Source organism: Simplicispira metamorpha, from assembly GCF_004341365.1.
GTDB classification, from domain to species: domain Bacteria; phylum Pseudomonadota; class Gammaproteobacteria; order Burkholderiales; family Burkholderiaceae_C; genus Simplicispira; species Simplicispira metamorpha.
Window position 1 is genome coordinate 146,470 of the sequence record NZ_SLXH01000001.1, and the last position, 18,646, is coordinate 165,115.

At 58.0% G+C, this 18,646-nt stretch carries 14 protein-coding genes and 5 tRNA genes; 3 read left to right on the plus strand and 16 right to left on the minus strand.

All coding sequences use genetic code 11. From position 1 onward, the window contains the following. Positions 1-11: 11 nt before the first annotated feature. The 16 genes from rpoC to EV674_RS00780 form a co-directional block, all read right to left on the minus strand. On the minus strand, positions 12-4,238 hold the full coding sequence (rpoC, locus tag EV674_RS00705; protein ID WP_119012438.1) for a DNA-directed RNA polymerase subunit beta': 4,227 nt from the start codon (positions 4,236-4,238) through the stop codon (positions 12-14). Positions 4,239-4,369: 131 nt separating this feature from the next. Further along, entirely contained in the window at positions 4,370-8,482 is a 4,113-nt protein-coding gene (rpoB, locus tag EV674_RS00710) for a DNA-directed RNA polymerase subunit beta (RefSeq protein WP_119012439.1), read from the minus strand. A 277-nt stretch (positions 8,483-8,759) separates the two neighbouring features. Continuing rightward, positions 8,760-9,134, minus strand: a complete 375-nt coding sequence (gene rplL / locus EV674_RS00715) for a 50S ribosomal protein L7/L12 (protein WP_119012440.1) — start codon at positions 9,132-9,134, stop codon at positions 8,760-8,762. Between the two features lie 45 nt (positions 9,135-9,179). Further along, on the minus strand, positions 9,180-9,686 hold the full coding sequence (gene rplJ, locus EV674_RS00720; RefSeq protein WP_119012441.1) for a 50S ribosomal protein L10: 507 nt from the start codon (positions 9,684-9,686) through the stop codon (positions 9,180-9,182). Between the two features lie 237 nt (positions 9,687-9,923). After that, a complete protein-coding gene (gene rplA / locus EV674_RS00725; protein ID WP_119012442.1) occupies positions 9,924-10,619 on the minus strand; it encodes a 50S ribosomal protein L1 in 696 nt (231 codons plus the stop codon). Next, positions 10,620-11,051: a 50S ribosomal protein L11 gene (rplK, locus tag EV674_RS00730; RefSeq protein WP_119012443.1), complete on the minus strand. Its 432-nt coding sequence runs from the start codon at positions 11,049-11,051 to the stop codon at positions 10,620-10,622. A 111-nt stretch (positions 11,052-11,162) separates the two neighbouring features. Continuing rightward, positions 11,163-11,756: a transcription termination/antitermination protein NusG gene (gene nusG, locus EV674_RS00735; protein ID WP_374761667.1), complete on the minus strand. Its 594-nt coding sequence runs from the start codon at positions 11,754-11,756 to the stop codon at positions 11,163-11,165. Further along, positions 11,757-12,140, minus strand: coding sequence for a preprotein translocase subunit SecE (secE, locus tag EV674_RS00740; protein WP_119012444.1), 384 nt, complete (start codon positions 12,138-12,140; stop codon positions 11,757-11,759). Between the two features lie 90 nt (positions 12,141-12,230). Further along, positions 12,231-12,306, minus strand: a tRNA-Trp gene (locus EV674_RS00745). Between the two features lie 12 nt (positions 12,307-12,318). After that, the gene (gene tuf / locus EV674_RS00750; protein WP_132750334.1) at positions 12,319-13,509 is read right to left on the minus strand and encodes an elongation factor Tu; all 1,191 of its coding nucleotides are present in this window, start codon (positions 13,507-13,509) and stop codon (positions 12,319-12,321) included. A gap of 68 nt (positions 13,510-13,577) precedes the next feature. Next, positions 13,578-13,652: transfer RNA gene (locus EV674_RS00755), tRNA-Thr, on the minus strand. A gap of 44 nt (positions 13,653-13,696) precedes the next feature. Next, a tRNA-Gly gene (locus EV674_RS00760) sits at positions 13,697-13,770 on the minus strand. A gap of 75 nt (positions 13,771-13,845) precedes the next feature. Further along, a tRNA-Tyr gene (locus tag EV674_RS00765) sits at positions 13,846-13,931 on the minus strand. A 404-nt stretch (positions 13,932-14,335) separates the two neighbouring features. Beyond that, positions 14,336-14,411: transfer RNA gene (locus EV674_RS00770), tRNA-Arg, on the minus strand. A gap of 561 nt (positions 14,412-14,972) precedes the next feature. Further along, a complete protein-coding gene (locus EV674_RS00775) occupies positions 14,973-15,803 on the minus strand; it encodes a c-type cytochrome (protein ID WP_119014655.1) in 831 nt (276 codons plus the stop codon). A 62-nt stretch (positions 15,804-15,865) separates the two neighbouring features. Further along, complete coding sequence (locus EV674_RS00780) at positions 15,866-16,426, minus strand: DUF2946 family protein (protein WP_119014656.1); 561 nt, start codon at positions 16,424-16,426, stop codon at positions 15,866-15,868. A gap of 202 nt (positions 16,427-16,628) precedes the next feature. Here EV674_RS00780 and EV674_RS00785 point away from each other — a divergent pair, with 202 nt between their 5' ends. From EV674_RS00785 to EV674_RS00795, 3 genes are read left to right on the plus strand one after another with little or no spacing between them, the layout of a single operon-like run. Further along, positions 16,629-17,216, plus strand: a complete 588-nt coding sequence (locus EV674_RS00785; RefSeq protein ID WP_119014657.1) for a LemA family protein — start codon at positions 16,629-16,631, stop codon at positions 17,214-17,216. 42 nt (positions 17,217-17,258) lie between these two features. Further along, entirely contained in the window at positions 17,259-18,131 is an 873-nt protein-coding gene (locus EV674_RS00790) for a TPM domain-containing protein (RefSeq protein WP_119014658.1), read from the plus strand. Further along, a complete protein-coding gene (locus EV674_RS00795) occupies positions 18,131-18,646 on the plus strand; it encodes a TPM domain-containing protein (protein ID WP_193552722.1) in 516 nt (171 codons plus the stop codon). The genes EV674_RS00790 and EV674_RS00795 overlap by 1 nt, the downstream gene beginning before the upstream one ends.

The following is an 18,646-nucleotide window of genomic DNA, read 5'->3' on the forward strand; positions in this document are numbered from 1 at the left end:
AGCCCGGGGGCTTAGTCGGCTGCAGCGTCGTGCGTACCGACTTCGGTGTCGGCGTCGTCCAGCGTGCCCGCCATTTCAGCGGCTTCGGCTTCGGCGATGGCGCGGCGCTCGGCGTCGTCCATGGCGTCCTTGACCTTGCGCGCCTGGTGGTAGGCCATGCCGGTACCGGCCGGGATCAGGCGGCCCACAATGACGTTTTCCTTCAGGCCGCGCAGCTCGTCGCGCTTGCCCATGATGGCCGCTTCGGTCAGCACGCGGGTGGTTTCCTGGAAGGATGCCGCAGAGATGAACGAGTCGGTGGACAGCGAAGCCTTGGTAATACCCAGCAACAAGTTGCTGTAGGTCGCGGGGATCTTGCCCTCGGCCTGCAACGCATCGTTGGTGTTGAGGATTTCCGAGCGCTCGACCTGTTCACCGGCGATGTAGTTCGAATCGCCCGTGTTCTCCACCACCACGCGGCGCAGCATCTGGCGAACAATCACTTCGATGTGCTTGTCGTTGATCTTCACGCCTTGCAAGCGGTACACGTCCTGCACTTCATCGACGATGTAGCGCGACAGCTCTTCGATGCCCAGCAGGCGCAGGATGTCTTGCGGATCGGCGGGGCCGTCCACAATCGATTCGCCCTTGTTGACCACCTGGCCTTCGTGCACCAGGATGTTCTTTTCCTTGGGCACCAGCTCTTCGGACACCTTGCCCTCGGGGTCGGTGATCTGCAAGCGAATCTTGCCCTTGGTCTCCTTGCCGAACGACACCGTGCCGGTGCTTTCTGCCAGCGTGCCCTTGTCCTTGGGCGTGCGGGCTTCGAACAGCTCGGCCACGCGCGGCAGACCGCCGGTAATGTCGCGGGTTTTCTGGCCTTCGATTGGGATACGGGCCAGCACTTCGCCGGGGCCCACGTCCTGGCCGTCGCGCACCTGGATCAGCGCGCCCACCTGGAAGCCAATCGTCACCGAGTGGTCGGTGCCAGGGATCTTCACTTCGTTGCCATTGGCATCGATCAGCTTGACCTGGGGCTTGACCACCTTGGTAGAGCCACGGCGCTTGGGGTCGATCACCACCAGGGTGGACAAGCCAGTGACCTCGTCCACCTGCTTGGCCACGGTGAGGCCTTCCTCGACGTTCTCGAACTTCGCCTCGCCAGCGAACTCGGTAATGATCGGGCGCGTCAGTGGATCCCAGTTGGCCAGGATGGTGCCAGCCTTGATCTGCTGGTCGGCCTTGATCGCTAGGGTCGCACCGTAAGGCACCTTGTGGCGTTCGCGCTCGCGGCCATGCTCGTCCTGAATGACGATTTCGCCAGAACGCGAAATCACCACCAGCTCGCCCTTGGAGTTGGTCACGTAGCGCATCGTGGCGTTGAAGCCGATCACGCCGTTGGACTTGGCTTCCACGCTGGACGCAATGGCAGCACGGGACGCGGCACCACCGATGTGGAACGTGCGCATGGTCAGCTGCGTACCGGGCTCGCCGATGGACTGGGCAGCAATCACACCCACGGCTTCGCCGAGGTTGATCAGGCCGCCACGGCCCAGGTCGCGGCCATAGCACTTGGCACACAGGCCAAAGCGGGTTTCGCAGGTCAGCGCAGTGCGCACCTTCACCTCATCGACACCGGCAGCTTCCAGTTCTTCGATCAGGTCTTCTTCCAGCATCTGGCCAGCGGGTGCCAGCACAGCGCGGGTTTCGGGGTGCAGCACCTCTTCGGCCACCGTGCGGCCCAGGATACGCTCGCGCAGCGACTCGATCACCTCGCCGCCCTCGACGATAGCGCGCATCAAAGCGCCATTGGAGGTGCCGCAATCTTCCTCGGTCACCACCAGGTCTTGCGTCACATCGACCAGACGGCGGGTCAGGTAACCCGAGTTGGCCGTCTTCAGCGCCGTATCCGCCAGACCCTTACGGGCACCGTGGGTGGAGATGAAGTACTGCAACACGTTCAGACCTTCACGGAAGTTGGCCGTGATGGGCGTCTCGATGATGGAGCCGTCTGGCTTGGCCATCAGGCCACGCATACCAGCCAGCTGGCGAATCTGCGCGGCAGAACCCCGGGCGCCCGAGTCGGCCATCATGTAGATGGCGTTGAAGGACTCTTGGTTGACTTCCTTGCCATGGCGGTCGATGGTCTTCTCTACCTTGAGTTGGTCCATCATCACCTTGGACACGTCGTCACCGGCCTTGCCCCAGATGTCCACCACCTTGTTGTAACGCTCGCCCGACGTCACCAGACCGGAGACGTACTGCTGCTCGATCTCTTTGACTTCGGTTTCGGCGCGGGCCAGGATCTCGACCTTTTGCGTCGGCACCAGCATGTCGTCGATCGCCACGGAGAAGCCCGCGCGCGTGGCCAGACGGAAGCCGTTTTGCAGCAGCTTGTCGGCGAACACCACGGTTTCCTTCAGACCGCACTTGCGGAAGGACACGTTGATGAGCTTGGAGATTTCCTTCTTCTTCAGCGCCTTGTTGATGTTGGAAAACGGCAGGCCCTTGGGCAGGATTTCCGACAGCAGCGCACGGCCCACGGTGGTTTCGACCAGCGCGGTAGCGGGCTCGAACTCGCCAGTGGCCTTGTTCTTGGTCCACTCGGTCAGGCGCACCGTGATCCGGGCGTGCAGCTCTGTCTCGCCAGCGTCCAGCGCACGTTGCACTTCGCCCGTGTCAGCAAACACCAGGCCTTCGCCCTTGCCGTTGATCTTGTCGCGGGTGGCGTGGTACAGGCCCAGCACCACGTCTTGCGAAGGAACAATGGAGGGCTCGCCCGAGGCGGGGAACAGCACGTTGTTGGAGGCCAGCATCAGCGTGCGCGCTTCCATTTGTGCTTCCACGGACAGCGGCACGTGAACCGCCATCTGGTCACCGTCGAAGTCGGCGTTGAAGGCCGCGCAAACGAGGGGGTGCAGCTGAATGGCCTTGCCTTCGATCAGGATGGGCTCAAAGGCCTGGATACCCAGCCGGTGCAGCGTAGGCGCACGGTTCAGCATCACGGGGTGCTCTTTGATGACCTCTTCCAGGATGTCCCACACCACGGGGGTGCCGGATTCGACTTCCTTCTTGGCGGCCTTGATCGTCGTCGCAATGCCCATGGCTTCCAGGCGCGAGAAGATGAAAGGCTTGAACAGTTCCAGCGCCATCAGCTTGGGCAGACCGCACTGGTGCAGCTTGAGCGTGGGGCCCACGGTAATCACGGAACGACCCGAGTAGTCCACGCGCTTGCCCAGCAAGTTCTGGCGGAAACGACCCGATTTGCCCTTGATCATGTCGGCCAGCGACTTGAGCGCACGCTTGTTGGCACCGGTCATGGCCTTGCCACGGCGGCCGTTGTCCAGCAAGCTGTCCACGGCTTCTTGCAGCATCCGCTTTTCGTTGCGGGCGATGATTTCCGGGGCCTTCAACTCCAGCAGACGGCGCAGACGGCTGTTGCGGTTGATGACGCGGCGGTACAGGTCGTTCAGGTCGGAAGTCGCGAAGCGGCCGCCGTCCAGCGGCACCAGCGGGCGCAGGTCGGGTGGCAGCACGGGCAGCACTTCCAGCACCATCCACTCGGGCTTGATGCCCGACTTCTTGAACGCTTCCAGCACTTTCAAGCGCTTGGCGTTTTTCTTGACCTTGACTTCGGAGCCGGTCAGGTCGCCGCGCAAGCGCTCGATTTCGGTGTCGATGTCGATGGCTTCGAGCAGGTCTTTGATACCTTCGGCGCCCATCTTGGCCACGAACTCATCGCCGTACTCTTTGGTTTTGGCGTCGTAGTCGTCCTCAGACATGATGCTGAACTTCTTCAGCGGGGTCATGCCGGGGTCGGTGACCACGTAGGCTTCAAAGTACAGCACGCGCTCGATGTCGCGCAGCGTCATGTCCAGCACCAGACCCAGGCGCGATGGCAGCGACTTCAGGAACCAGATGTGGGCGCAAGGCGCAGCCAGATCGATGTGGCCCATGCGCTCGCGGCGCACTTTGGTCTGGGTCACTTCGACGCCGCACTTTTCGCAGATCACACCGCGGTGCTTGAGGCGCTTGTACTTGCCGCACAGGCATTCGTAGTCCTTGATGGGACCAAAAATCTTGGCGCAGAACAGGCCGTCGCGCTCGGGCTTGAACGTGCGGTAGTTGATGGTTTCGGGCTTCTTCACTTCACCGAAAGACCACGAACGGATCTTCTCGGGCGAGGCCATGCCGATGCGGATGGCATCGAAGTGCTCATCGGGCGTAAATTGCTTGAACAGGTCGAGTAGCGATTTCATAGGACTCTTTCCTTTTCGTCAAAAATCATAGCTGCTTGCGCCCGTCTCCAGGCGCTTTGCGGCAAAAAACACGCGCAAAGCCTTTACTGGCGGGCGCGAGCAGCTCACTTTTTTAATAGTCGCTATCCTGTTCAGGAGCGTTCCAGTTCGATGTCCAGGCCCAGGGAACGGATTTCCTTGACCAGCACATTGAACGATTCCGGCATCCCGGCTTCGATGGCGTGTTCGCCCTTGACGATGGACTCGTACACCTTGGTACGGCCCACCACGTCGTCGGACTTGACCGTGAGCATTTCCTGCAACACGTAGGCAGCGCCGTAGGCTTCCAGCGCCCACACTTCCATTTCCCCGAAACGCTGGCCACCGAACTGGGCCTTACCACCCAGAGGTTGCTGCGTCACCAGCGAGTACGGGCCGGTGGAGCGCGCGTGCATCTTGTCATCGACCAAGTGGTGCAGCTTCAGGTAGTGCATGTAGCCGATCGTGGTCGGGCGCTCAAAGCGCTCGCCGGTGCGACCGTCGTACAGGAAGGCCTGGGTGCGGGTCGGCGTCAGGCCCTTCTTGGCGGCGATGTCGTCGGGGTAGGCCAGCTTGAGCATGTCCTTGATCTCGGCCTCGGAGGCGCCATCAAACACTGGCGTGGCGTAAGGCACACCGCCCGTCAGGTTGGCGGCCATGGCCAGCAGTTCATCGTCGCTCAGCTGCGACAGGTCTTCGGTGCGGCCGCGCGAGTTGTACACCTCTTCAAGGAACTTGCGCAGCTCATCGACCTTGATCTGCTCGCGCAGCATTTCATCGATGCGCTGGCCAATGCCCTTGCCCGCCCAGCCCAAGTGGACTTCCAGCACCTGACCGATGTTCATCCGCGAGGGCACGCCCAGCGGGTTGAGCACGATGTCGGCAGGGGTGCCGTCGGCCATGTGCGGCATGTCTTCCACGGGCACGATCTTGGAGACCACACCCTTGTTACCGTGGCGACCGGCCATCTTGTCACCGGGTTGCAGGCGGCGCTTGACGGCCAGGTACACCTTGACCATCTTCAGCACGCCCGCAGGCAGCTCATCGCCTTGGGTCAGCTTCTTGCGTTTTTCTTCAAACGACAGGTCAAAGCTGTGGCGGGTCTGCTCCAGGGAGTTCTTGATGGATTCGAGCTGCGCAGCCACGGCCTCGTCCGCGGGACGGATATCGAACCAGTGGAACTTCTCCACGCCGCCCAGGTAGGCTTTGTCGATCTTGGTGCCCTTGGCCAGCTTTTGCGGGCCGCCATTGGCGATCTTGCCGTCCAGCAGCTTTTCGATACGGTCAAAGGCGTCGGCTTCCACGATGCGCAGCTGGTCGTTCAGGTCCAGGCGGTAGCGCTTGAGTTCATCGTCGATGATCTGCTGGGCGCGCTTGTCGCGCTGGATGCCTTCGCGGGTAAAGACCTGCACATCGATCACCACGCCCTGCGAGCCTTGCGACACGCGCAGCGAGGTGTCTTTCACGTCGGAGGCTTTTTCGCCAAAGATGGCGCGCAGCAGTTTCTCTTCTGGCGTGAGTGTGGTCTCACCCTTGGGCGTGACCTTGCCGACCAGCGTGTCGCCGGGCATGACTTCAGCACCCACGTAGATGATGCCCGACTCGTCCAGGCGGTTGAGTTGCTGCTCAGACAGGTTGGGAATGTCGCGCGTGATTTCTTCAGCGCCCAACTTGGTGTCGCGCGCCATCACCACGAGTTCTTCGATGTGGATCGAGGTGTAGCGGTCTTCGGCCACCACGCGCTCGCTGATCAAAATCGAGTCTTCGAAGTTGTAGCCGTTCCAGGGCATGAAGGCGATCAGCATGTTCTGGCCGATGGCGATTTCGCCAAAGTCAGTGGAGGCGCCGTCGGCAATCACATCACCCTTGGCCAGCTTGTCGCCCTTCTTGACGATGGGACGCTGGTGGATGTTGGTGTTCTGGTTGGAACGCTGGTACTTGATGAGGTTGTAGATATCCACACCCACTTCACCGGCCACCGCTTCGGCGTCGTTGACGCGGATCACGATGCGGGTGGCATCGACGTAATCGACCACGCCGCCCCGGTTGGCCGTGACCACAGTGCCCGAGTCCACGGCAGCCACACGCTCGATACCGGTACCGACCAACGGTTTTTCCGGACGCAGCACAGGTACGGCCTGGCGCGACATGTTGGCGCCCATCAACGCGCGGTTGGCATCGTCGTGCTCCAGGAACGGCACCAGCGAGGCTGCCACCGACACGATCTGCGCGGGCGACACGTCCATGTACTGGATACGCTCTGCGCCCACCAGCACCGATTCGCCCTTTTCGCGGGCCGACACCAGCTCACCCGTGAGGCGGCCTTCGGCGTCTAGCGTGGCGTTGGCCTGGGCGATGATGTATTTGCCTTCTTCAATGGCCGACAGGTAATCAATCTCGTTGGTCACCTTGCCGTCTTGCACACGGCGGTACGGTGTCTCAATGAAACCGTATTCGTTCAGGCGGGCGTACAGAGCCAGCGAGTTGATCAGGCCAATGTTCGGGCCTTCGGGCGTTTCGATAGGGCAGACGCGGCCATAGTGGGTCACGTGCACGTCACGCACTTCGAAGCCTGCGCGCTCGCGGGTCAGACCACCCGGGCCCAGGGCCGAAACGCGGCGCTTGTGCGTGATTTCGGCCAGCGGATTGGTCTGGTCCATGAACTGCGACAGCTGCGAGGCACCGAAGAACTCTTTCAGCGCGGCAGAAATCGGCTTGGAGTTGATCAGGTCGTGCGGCATGAGCGGGTCTTGCTCGGCCTGGCCCAGACGCTCTTTCACAGCCTTCTCGATCCGTGCCAGACCGGTGCGGTACTGGTTCTCGGCCAACTCGCCCACGCAGCGCACGCGGCGGTTACCCAAGTGGTCGATGTCGTCCACTTCGCCATTGCCGTTGCGCAAGTCCACCAGAATCTTGACCACAGCCAGGATGTCTTCGTTGGTCAGCACCATGGGGCCGGTGGAGCCTTCGTTGCCCACCTTGGCATTGAACTTCATGCGCCCCACACGCGACAGGTCGTAGGTGTCGGGGTTGTAGAACAGGCGCTGGAACAGGGCTTGCACCGCGTCTTCGGTCGGTGGCTCGCCGGGGCGCATCATGCGGTAGATGGCGACGCGGGCGGCGAATTCGTCCACGGTTTCATCAATACGCAGGGTCTGCGAGATGTAGGCGCCTTGGTCGAGTTCGTTGGTGTAGATGCACTGCAAATCCCGCACACCAGAGGTGCGCAGTTTTTTCAGCAGTGCTTCCGTCAGCTCTTCGTTGGCCTTGGCCAGGATTTCGCCGGTATCGGTATCCACCACGGCGCGGGCCACCACGCGACCGATCAGGAAATCTTCGGGCACGCTGATGTGCATGGTCCCCGATTGTTCCAGTTCACGCGTATGGCGGGCAGTGACGCGCTTGTCTTTGGCCACGACAACCTTACCGGTTTTGTCAGTGATGTCAAAGCGGGCCACTTCGCCGCGCAGGCGCTCGGCGACAAATTCCATTTGCGCACCGCTGTCCATCAGACGGAAGTTGTCGTTGACGAAGAAGTTCGCCAAGATGGACTCAGGGTTCAGGCCAATGGCCTTGAGCAAAATCGTGACCGGCATCTTGCGACGGCGGTCCACGCGGAAATAAAGAATGTCCTTGGGATCGAACTCAAAATCGAGCCAGGAACCACGGTAGGGAATGATGCGGGCGCTGAACAGCAACTTGCCCGAACTGTGGGTCTTGCCCTTGTCGTGCTCAAAGAACACACCGGGCGAGCGGTGCAGCTGCGAGACGATCACACGTTCGGTACCGTTGATGATGAACGAACCTTTCTCGGTCATGAGTGGCACTTCACCCATGTAGACCTCTTGCTCTTTCACCTCTTTGACCACTTTGGACTGCGAAGTCGAAGACTCACGGTCGTAAATGATCAACTGCACCTTGGCGCGCACAGCAGAGGCAAAAGTCAACCCGCGGGTCTGGCATTCGCGCACATCAAAGGCAGGCTTGGCAAGGTTGTATTCGAGAAACTTCATCTCGACAAAACCATTGTGCGAAACAATGGGAAAAGCAGCATTGAATGCCGCTTGCAGGCCTTCATGGGTGCGTTTTTTGGGCGGCACATCGGCTTGAAGGAACGCGGTATACGCATCTTTCTGCATTTGCAGCAGATAAGGAACCTCCAGCACGCTGTCGCGGCTGCCGAAACTTTTGCGAATTCGCTTGCGTTCGGTGTAGGAATAGGCCATGAGATCTCCGGGCAAAGACTTGAGTCCTGGGTCTGCGACGACTGACCCGCGGGCGGCACACCCTGCGGGCTTGGCGGTTGGCCACTACCAACCATGGCGGACGGCGATGCATTGCACATCGCCCGAACCAAGGCGTCTTCTGCTGTCGGGTTGGTCAGAAGACACTAGAAAAGGGCGATTGGACGGCCATTTTCTGGTGTTCTCTGGAATAGAGTGCCATAAGCACCAAAGGCTGGGGCCCCTTGAAAGAGTGCCCCAGCCCAAGAAGAAACGCTGATTACTTCAGCTCAGCCTTGGCGCCAGCTTCTTCCAGCTTCTTCTTAGCGGCTTCAGCGTCAGCCTTGGACAGGCCTTCCTTGACAGCCTTGGGCGCGCCATCAACCACGTCCTTGGCTTCTTTCAGGCCGAGACCGGTGATTTCACGCACAGCCTTGATCACGGACACCTTGTTGGCGCCAGCTTCGAGCAGCATCACGTTGAATTCGGTTTGCTCTTCAGCAGCAGCAGCAGCACCGCCACCAGCAGCAGCAGGAGCGGCCATAGCGGCAGCGCTCACGCCAAACTTCTCTTCAATGGCCTTCACCAGGTCATTGAGTTCCAGAACCGTCATGCTGTCCAGCGCGGTCAAAAATGCGTCTTTATCGAATGCCATTTTGATTTCCTAACAATTAGTTAACAGGGTTGGTCAGCCAGTTGCTTACGCAGCAACGGCTTCGCCTTCGCCTTTTTTGGCCGCCAAAGCACCCAACACCACTGCGGTGCGGGACACAGGCGACATCAACAAGCCACACAACTGGGCCAGCAACACTTCCTTGGAAGGAATGTTGGCCAATTGCTTCACACCGTTGACGTCCAGGGCCTTGCCTGCAAACGCACCACCGCGAATCACCAGCTTGTCGTTGGTTTTCGCGAAGTCGGCCACCACCTTGGCGGCGGCCACTGCGTCTTCAGAGAAGCCATAGATCAGCGGACCGGTCATCTGGTCAGCCAACACGTCAAAACCGCTGCCAGCCACAGCACGGCGTGCCAGAGTGTTCTTCAGAACATTCAGGGTCACACCTTTGCTGCGGGCATCGACGCGCAGTTTGGTCATGTCAGCCACCGTGATGCCACGGTATTCCGCAATCACCAGCGTTTGAGCTTTAGCGGCGAGGCTGGTCACTTCACTGATGACCGCTTCTTTCTCACTGCGATTAAGACTCAAGGTCTACTCCTTAAATTGTGGGGTTCGGGCGCAATGCCTTCGCCCACGCTCTTGTTGCAGCGACCAACTGTTTTGGAAAATTTCCATCTGCAGCGGGATCGCCATCTGCGTTGGCTCAAGGATTTAAGTGTTTTTTGACAAACACACCAACGGTCTTGGATAGCCTGCAGCTTTTTGACAAAGCCACAGCCCACCACATCGGGCCACCTAGTCAGATAGCCCAAAGATTTCTCGCAATTACGCTGCGATGGATTGGGTATCCACGCGGACACCCAGGCCCATAGTGGAAGAGACAGCCACCTTGCGCAGGTACAAACCCTTGCTGGAAGCAGGCTTAGCCTTGTTAAGCGCATCAATCAGTGCGGCCAAGTTGCCTTGCAACTTGTCGTCGCTGAACGAACGACGGCCAATGGTGCCATGCACAATACCAGCCTTGTCAACGCGGAATTGCACTTGACCGGCCTTGGCGTTCTTCACAGCGGTGGCGACATCAGGCGTCACGGTACCAACCTTAGGGTTAGGCATCAGGCCACGTGGACCCAGAATCTGACCCAGGGTACCGACCACACGCATAGCGTCGGGTGCAGCAATCACCACGTCGAAAGGCATATCGCCGGCCTTGACCATGGCGGCCAGATCATCCATACCGACGATGTCAGCACCAGCAGCCTTGGCTTCTTCTGCCTTGGCACCTTGGGCAAACACGGCAACACGGGTTGTCTTGCCAGTACCATTGGGCAGCACCACGGCACCGCGCACCACTTGGTCCGATTTTTTAGCATCTACGCCCAGTTGCACGGCAACGTCGATGGATTCGTCAAACTTGGCTGTAGCGGCCTCTTTGACGATCACCAGAGCTTCAGCGATGGGATACAGCTTGGTGCTGTCAGCCTTACCTTGCAAGGCTTTTTGTTTTTTGGTCAGCTTGGCCATTTACACGCCCTCCACAGCCACGCCCATGGAGCGGGCAGAACCAGCAATCGTACGCACGGCAGCGTCAAGGCTGGCGGCATTCATGTCTTTCATCTTGGTCTTGGCGATTTCTTCCAGCTGTTCGCGGGTAATCTTGCCGACCTTGATCTTCAACGGATTAGCCGATCCCTTGTCCAGCTTGATGGCTTTTTTGATCAAAACTGTGGCTGGGGGCGTCTTGATGACAAAAGTGAAGCTCTTGTCAGCAAATGCGGTAATCACCACGGGCAGTGGCAGACCGGGCTCTACACCTTGGGTCTGGGCGTTGAACGCCTTGCAGAACTCCATGATGTTGAGGCCACGTTGACCCAGCGCGGGGCCAATTGGTGGTGAGGGATTGGCCTTACCAGCTGGCACTTGCAGCTTGATGAAGCCGACGATTTTTTTCGCCATAATTTACTCCTTACGGGTGAAAGCGCTTAACTGCTAGAAAGCCAAGCTCCCCGATATTGACGACTCATTTCTCACATTCGCACCGAGTCGAAAAGCACGAAATACAACACGTTAAGTTTTCTCGACTTGACCAAACTCAAGCTCGACAGGCGTAGAGCGCCCAAAGATCATGACGGAAACACGCACACGATTTTTCTCATAGTTCACATCTTCGACAGAACCATTGAAATCGGTGAACGGACCTTCTTTGACACGAACCAACTCGCCCACCATAAACTCAATTTTGTGCCTTGGCTTGTCAGTTCCTTCTTGCATTTGACTGACAATTTTCTGGACTTCATCTTCAGAAATTGGAGCAGGCTTGTTCTTGGCGCCACCAACAAAACCGGTCACCTTGCTAGTGTGCTTGACGAGATGCCAAGTCTCATCGTCCATCACCATTTCCACAAAAACATATCCAGGGAAAAGACGACGCTCAGTCGTCTTACGCTGGCCGTTTTTCATCTCAACAACTTCCTCGGTGGGAACAAGGACGCGACCAAACTTCTGCTGCATACCCGCACGAGCAACACGCTCAGCGATGTTCCGTTCAACGGCTTTCTCCATACCAGAGTAAGCATGCACTATGTACCAACGCAGATCCATGTTTTCTTGTGTTGCAGTACCAAGAAAGCTGATTCCACCAACCTCAACAGCATCGGTCATTTATTTTCTCCAACCCAAAATGAGGTCGTAAAACACCCATTCCAAGGTTTTATCTGTGAACCAGAGGAACAACGCCATGACAACCACAAAGGCAAAGACGTAAGCTGTCATTTGCAGCGATTCTTTGCGCGTGGGCCAAACTACTTTTTTAACCTCGCGCCACGCATCTCGCGCAAATGCCAAAAATTGACGCCCAGGCTCAGAGATCAAAAATACAACAACGGCTACGGCCAATCCAACCAACAAGGCCCCCCACTGAACTACAGAGCCTTGCTTAGCCAAAAGATAAAAAGCAGCCACTGACATAACAACCAGTGCAACTACTGCGAAAAGCTTGGCCTTATCTGCACCCGTACTGACTGTTTCAACCTGTGAAGTGGCCATTTTGGCTTCCCTGCAATAACTATCCCACACACCGCCAATACGCCGAAGCCCGCCAGATTGTGGCGGGCTTGGTTTTTTGCCATATTTAAATGGCAGGGGCAGTAGGAATCGAACCTACAACCTTCGGTTTTGGAGACCGACGCTCTGCCAATTGAGCTATACCCCTTTGAACCCTAACTTAGGCGAGGATCTTGGCAACCACGCCGGCGCCCACGGTACGACCACCTTCACGGATAGCAAAGCGCAGGCCTTCTTCCATGGCGATGGGGTTGATCAACTTGACGGTGATCGACACGTTGTCGCCCGGCATGACCATTTCCTTGTCGGCAGGCAGCTCGATAGCGCCAGTGACGTCGGTGGTACGGAAGTAGAACTGGGGACGGTAGTTGTTGAAGAAAGGAGTGTGGCGGCCGCCTTCGTCCTTGCTCAGCACATACACCTCAGCCGTGAAGTGGGTGTGGGGCTTGATGGAGCCGGGCTTGCACAGCACTTGGCCACGCTCGACGTCTTCGCGCTTGGTGCCGCGCAGCAGCAGACCGACGTTGTCGCCAGCCTGGCCTTGGTCCAGCAGCTTGCGGAACATTTCCACGCCGGTGCAGGTGGTCTTGACGGTGTCTTTGATACCGACGATTTCGATTTCTTCGCCGACCTTGATGATGCCGCGCTCGATACGGCCAGTCACCACAGTGCCACGGCCAGAGATGGAGAACACGTCTTCCACGGGCATCAGGAAGGCACCGTCCACAGCGCGCTCAGGCGTGGGGATGTAGGTGTCCAGGGCTTCGGCCAGCTTCATGATGGCTTCTTCGCCGAGCTTGCCCTTGTCGCCTTCGAGGGCGAGCTTGGCGGAACCACGGATGATCGGGGTGTCGTCGCCAGGGAAGTTGTACTTGTCAAGGAGTTCGCGCACTTCCATTTCGACCAGCTCGAGCAGCTCTTCGTCGTCCACCATGTCGCACTTGTTCAGGAACACGATGATGTAGGGAACGCCCACTTGGCGAGCCAGCAGGATGTGCTCACGGGTCTGGGGCATGGGGCCGTCAGCGGCCGAGCACACCAGAATAGCGCCGTCCATCTGGGCAGCGCCGGTGATCATGTTCTTCACATAGTCGGCGTGGCCGGGGCAGTCCACGTGGGCGTAGTGGCGACCAGCGGTTTCGTATTCCACGTGGGCGGTGTTGATTGTGATACCGCGGGCCTTTTCTTCGGGCGCTGCGTCGATCTGGTCGTAAGCCTTGGCTTCGCCGCCGAACTTGGCGGACAGCACTGTAGCGATGGCCGCTGTCAGCGTCGTCTTGCCATGGTCCACGTGACCGATCGTGCCCACGTTGACGTGGGGCTTGGTGCGTTCAAACTTACCTTTTGCCATTTTCCGACTCCGAAAAAAGTCTACAACCAGAGAGTTTGCACATCTTTATCAGACGCACTTGGAGTTTGTGGTGCCCATGGCGGGAATCGGACCCGCGACCTCTCCCTTACCAAGGGAGTGCTCTACCACTGAGCCACATGGGCAACTTAAAATTGCTTACGCAATTTTGCAAAATCTAACCAAAGCATGGAGCGGGAGACGGGAATCGAACCCGCGTCATTAGCTTGGAAGGCTAGGGTTCTACCATTAAACTACTCCCGCATCAGCAGGCTTGACACCCACTTTTGAATGGCATTCACAACAATTGCTTTGCCAAACTTGCTTTGCGCTTATTACTGGTGGAGGAGGCTGGATTCGAACCAGCGTAGGCGTAAGCCAACAGATTTACAGTCTGCCCCCTTTAGCCACTCGGGCACTCCTCCAGCTAAGCCTCACATTGTATCACTAAATTTTCGGTAGCCAAGAGTATTTTTGAACATCTCATAACCACAAAGAATGACGGCATTGTACACGCTACAACGAAACCCTCAGACCATCCGATAAAAATTGATGCGATACAGGATTTTCAAACAACAAACAAAGCGCTACATCACCAACGATCCGCTGGCAAGTCCCAGCGTATATCGAGATGATTCAGCACCAAGGCCGCACACGAACAACCTCAACCGCAAAGCCGAACCTGCTGATTCAGCCCCCACCAAGACAGGATTTACATGGGATACGGAGCCGGCCTAATGAGTACACGAGTAGCGCGATTTCAAAAGGCTTACCAAGCGTCAAGGCTCTCGTCTAACTTATGAACGGCCTGAACCTATACATCAACACATGGTGCGGCTGGCGGGGATCGAACCCACGACCCTTGGCTTCGGAGGCCAATACTCTATCCACTGAGCTACAGCCGCTGCTTTGATAGCAAACCAACTCGGCCATTATCGCACGCCTGGAAGCATCGGGAAGGAACTGCGCGATGGACTCAGACAATCACACACCAACTAGAGTGACTGAACCGCCCTAGATTCGGATATGAAAAGTGGCACACCGCCACGATGACAGGATCAACGACGACTTGCCACTGGGAATACGCCAACCGCCTTGTCGCCTTCTCACTTGCAGTTCTGGCCGCGATTTGCCCCCTCAAAACGTCGCTCTACCAGTCGATGCGAAGCGCTACTGGCGAGCGCATCACCCCGCATCCCGTCAACTTCTGCATCCATCCCGCAGGCTGCACCATAAACCCCCCCATGATCAAAGGCATTACGACGGCAGACCAAAACCACCGTAGCGCACCATGCGAAGGCACGTATTCTTGGTGCGCAGTCGAGTAATCTTCATCTGCGACGGCAGGACTTTGGCCGCCTTGTCAGCACAAAAATACCTGAACAAAACGGCAGCCACTGCACTATTCGAACTTGAGTTGTTCAGGGCATCCTTGAAGATCGGCGCAAGACGTAAAGGCCGTCGATTTACTGCGCTGAGGCAGCCATATATTCCACAGCCGCACGCAAATCAGCATCCGATGCATTCGAGCTACCGCGCGGAGGCATGGCATTCTTGCCCTTCACAGCGCTAGCAAACAACGCATCCATACCCATTTGCAGGCGAGGAGCCCAATCTGCCTTATTGCCAAATTTCGGCGCGCCTGCAACGCCTGCAGCATGACACACTTGACAAGCCTGCTTATACAGCGCCTCGCCAGCGCCACCGGCAGAAGATACTGCAGCCACTGTTTTTACTGCTGGCTCAGCAGCGGCCACAGGCGGCGGTGTTTCGGCGGTCACAACAGGAGCAGCACCAACAGCCGACGGACCAGGTGCGGCAAATTTTGCACCAGCTGCATTGGCCATAAAAGCCACAGCACGACCGACTTCGGTGTCGTTGAACTCGCCACCACCTTGCGGACCCATGGCGTTTTTCCCTTTAAGTGCCGACTGAAGCAGCGCCTCAAAACCCGTTTTAATACGCGGAGCCCAAGCTTCGGTATCACCAAACTTTGGAGCACCAGCAACACCCGCTGCGTGGCAGGCCGAGCACTGGGCCTTATAAACTTCTTCGCCTGTGCGCAACGCGCGATTCACATCACGAATTTCTACGAGACCTACTTTCTGGATGCGCTCAGCCACCGCTTTTTCAGTACTTTCTGAATGCGATGATGGCCGGCCACCCGACACCATGTAAGCAATCAAACCGATGACAACGGCGATAGGCAGCACAAAGGCAAAAATCACAGAAGACAGCAGCTGCTTTGGTGGCTTGGTGGTGCCGCTGTGGGCCTTATTGGGAGATGTGGCGCTCATGACGTCCTCGGGAAGATCGGGGGGGCTTGAAAATAACCCCTAATTATAGGTGGGACAGGGCTTTATGAAGCTGCTTCTACACGAAGCACTTTGCCAATCTCACACTGGACAGCGGCGGGACTGAGGACGTACCCGTAACGCAATGGCAGGTCGCTGGCTTGCACATGGAGAGGCTGCCACTGTCCGCGATCCACTGCGGCAGCAATATCGGGCACATCCGAAGTGTGAACCAATCCCAAGCCCAAATCGGTCATCAGGTACACACGACCCAGCTCGTCCAGGAGGCAATCTGTTGCTGTAGCGCGAAGCCCGGTGTGCGATTGCAACGTCTGGTCAGGCTGCACGCGCCAGACCCATGGAGCGCACTCCAGTTCAACATAGACACGCTGTGGGCCATTTTGAAAAAACCATTGGCCTTGTGCATCCGCCTCGTAATTGCGGCCGATGAATTCAATCAACTTGTCATGCTGCAACAACGCACCTTTGCTTTGCACAAAGCTGCCTCGTGCCTGGTCGGCCTCGTCGCGCAAATGCCAGTGGCCACGCGCATCCAACCCGAGCCAACCGTAACAGTGGGGCACATGGGGCCATTTGGCCAACGCCTGTTTAACAATGTCATCCATAGCCCGATTCTGGCACTGTTGCCACAGCCATCACTGCTTGCCATGCACCACGATTCACATTGTGTGAGCCACGCAGCAATGGACCTGCATCCTTCAAGACAGCGCCATGGAACACGATGACAAGCGGTGCTTTACGGCACAATTTGCATCCGCTTGCACCCTGGCAATTTCGCCGCACCCATGGGGCAGCGCCTGCACAACCATGAAACGTCTCTTTGCCCTGATGGTGACCGTGCTAGCCCTGACTGGCTGCGGTTATAACGACTTCCAACGGCTGGACGAACAGTCCAAGGCTGCCTGGAGCGAAGTGTTGAACCAGTACCAACGCCGCGCGGATTTGATCCCGAACATCGTCAGCACCGTCAAAGGACAGGCAGATTTTGAGCAGGAGACACTGACCCGGGTCATTGAGGCACGGGCCAAAGCCACCTCCATCCAGGTCACTCCGGAAACCATCAACGACCCTGAAGCATTCAGAAAATTTCAACAAGCGCAAGGCGAACTGTCGGGCGCCTTGTCGCGGCTGATGGCGGTTTCAGAGCGCTACCCCACGCTGCAGGCCAACCAGGGCTTTCGTGATCTGCGAGTTCAATTGGAAGGCACAGAAAACCGGATCACAGTGGCGCGCAACCGCTATATCCAATCGATACAGGAATACAACGTGCTGGCGCGCAGTTTCCCCACCAACCTCACTGCCATGGTGTTCAGCTATCCGGTCAAGCCCAGCTTTACCGTAGCCAATGAAGAAAAAATCACGGCACCGCCCACGGTAGATTTCGGCAAGAAATGATGCCCAGCATCCCGTTACGTCCGGCAAAATGATGGGTCAAATATGCCTCTAGCCCTTATTTGGAGAGCGCTAGCAGCTATATTAATAGTAGCAATTTCCCCCTGTGTATGGGCACAGCCTTTGCAGCCAGTGCCTGCTTTGGTAGCACACGCCATCGACCGTACCGGAACGCTCACCGCCACCGAACTACAGGTACTGGATGAACGCTTAGCGCGGTTTGAGCAAGAAAAAAGCACACAGATTGTGGTTCTGCTGGTGCCCACCACTGCCCCAGAAGACATCGCGGCCTATGCCAACCGCGTCGCCAATACATGGAAGATAGGCCGCCAGAACGTGGGCGATGGCCTGTTGCTCGTGGTCGCAAAAAATGACCGCAAACTGCGCATCGAAGTGGCCAAAACGCTGGAAGGCGCGGTGCCAGATTTGGCAGCCCGCCAGATCATGGACGATGCCATCACCTCCCGTTTCAAACAGAACGACTATGCCGGAGGGCTTAACGCGGGCGTCGAGCAACTGTTTGCACGCATACGCGGCGAGTCACTGCCTGCGCCTGCTTCTGGTGACAAGGCTACAGACGGATTTGACTGGGTGGATCTGGGCATTTTCTTCTTCATCATCGTTCCAGTGGGCACCAGCATCGCCAGGGCGCTGCTGGGGCGCGTAGCGGGGTCGTTGCTGATGGGGGCAGCAACAGGAATCATCGCGTACCTGGTCACGGCCAGCATTCTGGGGGCCTTGGGGGCCGCTCTGCTGGCAATGGTCTGGGGCGCACCATCCCGTGGTAACTCACGCGGGGGTGGACTGCTGGGCGGCACGGGCTGGAGCAGCGGCTCTTCCAGTGGTAGCAGCGGAGGAGGCTTCAGTTCGGGGGGTGGTGGCGATTTTGGCGGCGGTGGTGCCTCGGGAGACTGGTAATGGCAAATATCTGGAGCAACTTGCGCCGCATCGCGCGCCACCGTTGGTACAGTGTTCGCAACACGATTCGAGGTGCCATTCCTGCACCTTTACAAGAGCGGCTGGAGCAGCAAGTAGCCAACAGCGAGCAACGCCACAGCGGCCAGATCCGCATCTGCGTAGAGTCGGCTCTGCCAGTAAGCTACCTTTGGCGCCAGGCCAGTGCCCGTGAGCGTGCGATCACGCTATTCGGCAAGTTGCGCGTCTGGGATACCGAACACAACAATGGCGTGCTCATCTACCTGCTACTGGCTGACCGTGCGATTGAAGTGGTGGCAGACCGTGGCGTACGCATCCCTGGGGCGCAGTGGGAAGCCATGGTCAAGCGCCTAGGGGGCGCACTGGCAGCGGGGCAATGGGAGCAAGGGCTTTTTCAGGCATTGGAAGCAGTCTCCACCCTGATGGCGGTCGAGTGGCCCGTCGACCCGCCTGCGGCACGCACCAATGAACTGCCAGACCGCCCCTGGGTAAGGTAG